This window comes from Psychroserpens sp. (assembly GCF_045105015.1).
Lineage (GTDB): Bacteria > Bacteroidota > Bacteroidia > Flavobacteriales > Flavobacteriaceae > Psychroserpens.
In genome coordinates, this window is the sequence record NZ_JBGCCX010000091.1 from 1 (window position 1) to 2,759 (window position 2,759).

General features: G+C 32.4%; 2 protein-coding genes. One reads left to right on the forward strand and one right to left on the reverse strand.

The window, feature by feature from the left end; translation table 11 throughout:
* Positions 1 to 88 precede the first annotated feature (88 nt).
* Entirely contained in the window at positions 89 to 1,339 is a 1,251-nt protein-coding gene (locus AB8B90_RS06910; protein ID WP_405335063.1) for a PKD domain-containing protein, read from the reverse strand.
* A gap of 240 nt (positions 1,340 to 1,579) precedes the next feature.
* On the opposite strand from AB8B90_RS06910, the gene AB8B90_RS06915 reads away from it, so the two are divergent.
* On the forward strand, positions 1,580 to 2,641 hold the full coding sequence (locus tag AB8B90_RS06915; RefSeq protein WP_405335065.1) for a two-component regulator propeller domain-containing protein: 1,062 nt from the start codon (positions 1,580 to 1,582) through the stop codon (positions 2,639 to 2,641).
* The last annotated feature ends 118 nt before the right edge of the window (positions 2,642 to 2,759 follow it).

Genomic DNA, 2,759 nt, shown 5'->3' on the forward strand with positions numbered 1-2,759 from the left:
CATACACGAACACGTTGGGTGTAATAAAAAAAGCATCTAATTTACTTGATTAGCAGTCAGATACTTTTAAGAAATTCTATATTTATTATTACAAACTAAAATCTTTTAAGAAACTCCAAATTTCTTGACTCGCCTCAATATCAAAGTTTATTGGCCATAAAATATTAGAAAAATCTTGATAATATGATTCAAAACTACTACTTCCTGGGTATGAATGTCCGCCATTGTCAATTATAATAAGCTGAACCATATTGTTGCAATCTTGATAAGTTAATCGTCTTGCAGTACAATTGTCACTAGTATCAATATCTGGATATTGGAACTCATCGAATTCAGAACTGCATCCTGCTTTGTTTCTCCAAAAATCAATAATATCATCTACACCTGCATAATTTCCTTCACAATTATTAAAGCCATTATATGAATTTACTTGGTCTGCTGTACCGTGGATTTCTAAAACAGGAACTACTCGTGCAGAATTACAGAAGTTATTCATATTGTTATAAGTCATCGCACCTGCAACAGAAGCAACAGCTGCGATTTTCTCACTTAATTCGCAGGCCAAAGTATAAGCCATAAATCCGCCATTAGAACGCCCCATTACATATATACGTTCACTATCTACATTATAATCCTCAATAGTTTGGTCAATTAAATCACTTATAAATTGTATATCATCAGGTGTATCAAATAAGTTTCCATTCCAACGCGTTTGAGAGCCTATATTACATGTAGGTAATACAGAGCCTTGCGGCAAAACCATTACTATTTTATTTTCTTCGGCAATAGGTTCAAACTCGGTTAAAAAACGTTCAAGTGATTTAGTTCCTGTTGTACCATGTAAATTTATAATGACAGGTAAATCTTCCATAATATCATGCTCTGATGGTAAAAACACATCATAACCCCTTTCTACTCCACCTACTGAAATAGTTTGGTCTTCTATTAGTTGTTCAGTACATAATTCTGGGCATTGTTGAGAACAAGCAGTACAGTCAACACTTATATATTCATCAGCAATTTCTATATCAGACCCATTACTATTTGCAACTGTTAATTGTACATCGTAAGCGCCCGGAGTATTATAAACAACCTCTGGGTTTGGTTCTGACGATGCTGCAGGAATTCCACCCTCAAAGACCCAATTATAAGATGTTATTGTACCTTCTGAAGTACTGGTAAATTGAACGCTCTCACCGACCTCAATCGCAGTATTAGAAACTGTGAATGCTGCAACTGGCGTCTCTAATGTTGGTTCCCCTGAATCATCACTGCAGGATAAGATTGAAAGAATTGCAATAAAAAGTACGAACGTTAAATATGATTTTAGAGTTTTCATGACTTAATAATTTAAAGATTTAAAACAAAGTTAAGATTCCTTTATGATTCCCCTCTTTACTATTGTTCCAAAGTTCTTGATTATTGTTTCACTGTGCTTTTACTATTGCGGTTATTACTGCAATCCGAGTTATTTATACACTGACAAAAAAACTCTAAAATCATATTTATTTTTATTTAAAAAAAACTATCTTTAAGACTATCAACCTTTACGTCTCATTTGCTTAAATTACGGCATACATTGCGCCTTACTTGTCTTTTCATAATACTTCTTTTCAATTTTGTTCGTTTTGGGCATTGCCAGAATAATAATGTTGAAGTTGAGGGGCTGATATTTGAAGATTTACAAAAAGACTTAATAGCTACAAATAAATATGTAACCGATTTATTTCAGGATTCTAATGGTTTTATTTGGATGGGTTCCTTTTACGGTGTTAACGTTTTTGATGGTACAAATTTCTCGTTCTACAAAGATCATTTAGATAATAATGATGGCTTTAAAGGATATCGTGTAAGAAAGATTTTAGAAAGTAACAATGGAAAAATCTTGGTTGCTATGCGCAATTCGGGGATTAACGTTTTTGACCCAGCAACTGGAAAATTTAAAAATTATTATGATTCTATTTTTAAAGGCGTAGAATATGATATCATTCAAAATATCGCTGAAAGTAAAAGTGGAGAACTTTATATCACAACTGGTCGAGAGGTTATAGTCGTAAAATTTGATGAAAATGAAAATTTAGTACAGCATCATATTTTTAAAGTTAAATTAAACAAAAAAGAATACATAAGAAGCGGGTTGTTCTTTAATGGAAATTTTTTGGTTGAAACTAATCAGCGTATTCTAAAACTTGATGAAACAAGTATTTATACTCTATATGAAGGTTTTAATATAAGAAAATGTGTAGTGATACAAAATGAACTTTGGATACGTGCCGACCAAAGAATAGGAAGATTAAATATTAATACCAAGTCTACCAAATGGTTGAATTTTGAGTTGCCTAGGGAAGAAATATATATTACCGACTTTAAATTTGCTCATCAAAATCTGCTATTTATTGGAACAAAAAAAGGGTGTATTCGATTAGATTTAAATTCAGATTTTGACGTTGTTAAAGCCACGAAACTACATATAAATAAATCGAATGCAGTAGTAAGAATTTTCTCGGATAATAGTGATAACCTTTATTTTTCAGTATCTGGTGAGGGTGGTGGCATAAAAAAGCTAAATATAAATCAGTTAAAAAACAGATATATAGGATTACCCCCTTTAGAGAAAGACTATGCTTTACATACCTTTTGAAATGATTGTGAGGGTTTGTATGGGTCGGGAAGTAGTAGTGGTGTGTGCGCTTTTAACACAAAATGTGGGAGTTGTCATAAGTGATCAGATACTTCAAGAGTAGGTTTAGAAGGTTCTA